This is a genomic window from Ruegeria sp. AE3, from assembly GCF_056542225.1.
On record NZ_JBQFZL010000037.1, the window covers coordinates 1 to 3,380 of the forward strand.

4 protein-coding genes are annotated in these 3,380 nt (G+C 60.7%); all 4 read right to left on the reverse strand.

Annotation, left to right across the window (positions count from 1 at the left end; translation table 11 throughout):
* From rfbA to rfbC, 4 genes are read right to left on the reverse strand one after another with little or no spacing between them, the layout of a single operon-like run.
* Positions 1 to 891, reverse strand: coding sequence for a glucose-1-phosphate thymidylyltransferase RfbA (gene rfbA, locus ACR0NZ_RS20515; protein ID WP_480521544.1), 891 nt, complete (start codon positions 889 to 891; stop codon positions 1 to 3).
* The gene (gene rfbD / locus ACR0NZ_RS20520) at positions 888 to 1,754 is read right to left on the reverse strand and encodes a dTDP-4-dehydrorhamnose reductase (RefSeq protein ID WP_480521546.1); all 867 of its coding nucleotides are present in this window, start codon (positions 1,752 to 1,754) and stop codon (positions 888 to 890) included. Before rfbD ends, rfbA begins: the two co-directional genes overlap by 4 nt.
* Positions 1,751 to 2,794, reverse strand: coding sequence for a dTDP-glucose 4,6-dehydratase (gene rfbB, locus ACR0NZ_RS20525; protein WP_480496658.1), 1,044 nt, complete (start codon positions 2,792 to 2,794; stop codon positions 1,751 to 1,753). Before rfbB ends, rfbD begins: the two co-directional genes overlap by 4 nt.
* Positions 2,795 to 2,797: 3 nt before the next feature.
* A complete protein-coding gene (gene rfbC, locus ACR0NZ_RS20530; protein WP_480521548.1) occupies positions 2,798 to 3,355 on the reverse strand; it encodes a dTDP-4-dehydrorhamnose 3,5-epimerase in 558 nt (185 codons plus the stop codon).
* Positions 3,356 to 3,380 lie beyond the last annotated feature (25 nt).

Consider the following 3,380-nt stretch of genomic DNA (forward strand, 5'->3'; position numbering starts at 1 on the left):
CTACTGGTTGAGCAGGTTTTTGAGGTATTTTCCGTATTCGTTTTTGCCGAATCTTTGGGCGCGGGCTTCGAGGTCGTGGTCGTTGATCCAGCCCAGCGTATGGGCGATTTCGTCGGGTGATCCGGTTTGCAGGCCTTGCCTGTCCTGAAGCGTGCGCACGAAGTTTCCGGCGTCCAGCAGGCTTGCATGGGTTCCGGTATCCAGCCAGGCATATCCGCGTCCCATGCGGTTGACGCTGAGCAACCCGGCCTCAAGGTACATTTCAAGCAAGGTGACAATCTCAAGCTCGCCGCGTGCAGACGGTTTTACGGCGCGGGCCCGTTCAGGGGCAGAGCCGTCCAGAAAGTACAGCCCGGTCACGGCGTAGTTCGATGGCGGCACTTGAGGTTTCTCGACAATCTGGGTGACGGCGCCAGCCTCGTCATAGGCCACGACCCCGTAGCGTTCGGGATCAGCGACCCGATAGCCGAAAACGGTGCCTCCCGTCTCTTTGGCGTCTGCCGATTGCAGGATCTCGGGCAGGCCGTGCCCGAAGAAAATGTTGTCGCCCAGCACCATGGCCGAGGGGGCACCATCCAGAAAGTCTTCTGCCAGAATATAGGCTTGCGCTAACCCGTCAGGAGAAGGTTGAACAATCCAGGTCAGGGACAGGCCCCATTGGCTTCCGTCGCCCAACAGGCGCTGAAACTGCTCCTGATCCTGCGGCGTCGTGATCATCGCGATGTCGCGGATCCCGGCCAGCATCAGCACCGAAAGGGGGTAATAGATCATCGGCTTGTCATAGATGGGCAAAAGCTGCTTCGAGACGCCCATCGTGATCGGATAAAGACGGGTACCTGACCCGCCTGCCAGAATGATACCTTTGCGTTTCTTGCCGTTCCGGGTCGTCATGTGCCGAGCTCTCCAAGGTCTTCAAGTATGCTGTGCAGGCCCGCCTTCCAATCCGGACGGGGCACGCCCAGGTCCGTTGTCAGTGTCGTGCAGTCCAGGCGGCTGTTCAGGGGGCGTTTCGCGGGGGTCGGGTATGCGCTGGACGGGATGTCTTCGACATTGCAGTCAATGCCGGCCTGATCGAAGATCTCGCGGGCAAAATCGGCCCAGCTGACATCAGGGCCACCGCTGCAATGGTAAATTCCGGTCTTTTCATCCGGGTTTGTCAAAAGGGCACGGGCCGCGCCCACACAGGCCCCGGCCAGTTCCGCCGCCGGGGTTGGCCCGCCAATCTGGTCTGCGACGATCGTCAGGCGGTCACGCTCTTTGCCGAGGCGCAGCATGGTTTTGACGAAGTTATGTCCATGTGACGACACCACCCACGAGGTTCGTATGATTGCATGGGGTCCGCCCGCCGCAATCACACCGGCCTCACCCGCCAGCTTGGTGCGCCCATAGGCGCCCAGCGGGCCGGTCGCGTGGTCGGGCGGAAACGGGGCCGTGCCCGCCCCGTCAAACACATAATCCGTCGAGACCTGAACAAACGGCAATCCGCGCCCGGCCGCAGCTTTGGCCAGCGCCGCGGGCGTGGTTCCGTTGATCAGCAGGGCAAGGTCTTCCTCCGCCTCGGCCTTGTCGACGGCGGTATATGCGGCGGCGTTGATCACCGCATCCGCATCGGTGTTGCGAACCAGGGCCGCGCACCCTTCGGGATCGGTAAAATCCGCCTTGTCGCGCCCAAGCGCTTCAACCGAGATTTCCCCGCCACACCGGATCAGTTCCCGGCCCAGCTGACCGGTCGCCCCGAAGACCAGAAGTTTCACGCGCTGACCCCCAGCCGTTCGCCAACGCCGGACCGGCCTTGCAGGGACCGCCACCACTCTTCATTGTTCAGGTACCATTCAACCGTTCTGCGCAGACCCTCCTCTACCGTCACGGATGGGCGCCAGTTCATTTCGTTGCGCATCCGCGAGGGATCGATGGCGTAACGCGCATCATGCCCGGGGCGGTCTGTGACAAAGGTGATCTGGTCCGCATAGACCCCCTGCGGTTTCGGGCGCAGGTCGTCCAGGATCGTGCAAAGCGTCTGCACCAGTTCCAGATTGCTGCGCTCGTTCTCGCCACCGATGTTGTAGGACCGGCCGACAGCCCCCTTTTGCACCACCAGCAAAAGCGCGTCGGCGTGATCCTCGACATACAGCCAGTCGCGGACATTCGAGCCGTCACCATAGATCGGCAGCGCCTTGCCCGCGATTGCGTTCAGGATCACAACGGGGATCAGCTTTTCAGGGAAATGATAGGGTCCGTAATTGTTCGAACAGTTGGTCAGCACCACCGGCAGGCCATAGGTCTCGTGCCAGGCCCGGACCAGATGATCGCTGGAGGCTTTCGATGCGGAATAGGGTGACCGCGGATCATAGGGAGTATCCTCGGTGAACTGGCCGGTGGGGCCCAGGCTGCCAAAGACTTCATCGGTCGAGATATGGTGGAACCTGAAAGTGTCCGGTTTTCCCTGTCCGGCCCAATAGCTGCGCGCCGCCTCCAGCATGTTGTATGTGCCCAGGACATTGGTTTCGATGAAAGCCCCCGGCCCGTCGATGGACCGGTCAACATGGGATTCTGCCGCCAGGTGCATTACCGCATCAGGCGCATGTTCGGCAAACACCGCCTTCAGGGCCGCAGGGTCGCGGATATCTGCGTGAACAAAGGCATAGTTCGGGTTCTCTGCAACCTCGGCAACATTGTCGAGGCAGGCCGCATAGGTCAGCGCATCAAGGTTCACGACCTGATGTCCGTCCGCAATGGCACGCCGCACGACCGCGGACCCGATGAAACCCGCACCACCTGTCACCAACAGTTTCATATTCTATCCTTCGTAAACAAACGGGCTGTCAAAATCGGCCAGGGCAGGCGCAATCCTGTCCTTGTCGCTCAGCACCGGGTTCCCCTGCAAGGGCCAATCAATACCACAGCTGTCCCAGCGCACACCCCCATCGGCATCCGCATTGTAAGAGCTGGTACATTTGTAGCAGATTTCGGTGTCGGGCTCTAACGTCACAAAACCATGGGCAAATCCCGCCGGCACCCAAAGCTGTCGCCCGTTCTCAAAGCTGAGCTCGATGCCGAAAGATTGCCCATAGGTCGGCGATCCCTTGCGGATATCGACAGCGACATCATAAAGCGCCCCCCGGCCCGCCCGCACCAATTTGCCCTGCGCATGCGGAGGCGCCTGAAAATGCAGGCCGCGCAATGTCCCCACCGCGGACGACAACGAATGGTTGTCCTGCACAAACTCCGGCAACACAACCCCAGCCTCTTCCAGCCGCGCCTTGTTCCAGCTTTCAGAAAAAAACCCCCGCAAATCCCCATGCCGCTGCGGGCGAATAACCAACACACCCGACAACCCCGTCCGCTCAATCTCCATAACACCTAACCTCAACCGTCTGTTG

Coding starts and splice junctions, on each gene's coding strand:
- rfbC (WP_480521548.1), bottom strand. CDS start 3,355: ATGGAGATTGAGCGGACGGGGTTGTCGGGTGTGTTGGTTATTCGCCCG.
- rfbA (WP_480521544.1), bottom strand. CDS start 891: ATGACGACCCGGAACGGCAAGAAACGCAAAGGTATCATTCTGGCAGGC.
- rfbB (WP_480496658.1), bottom strand. CDS start 2,794: ATGAAACTGTTGGTGACAGGTGGTGCGGGTTTCATCGGGTCCGCGGTC.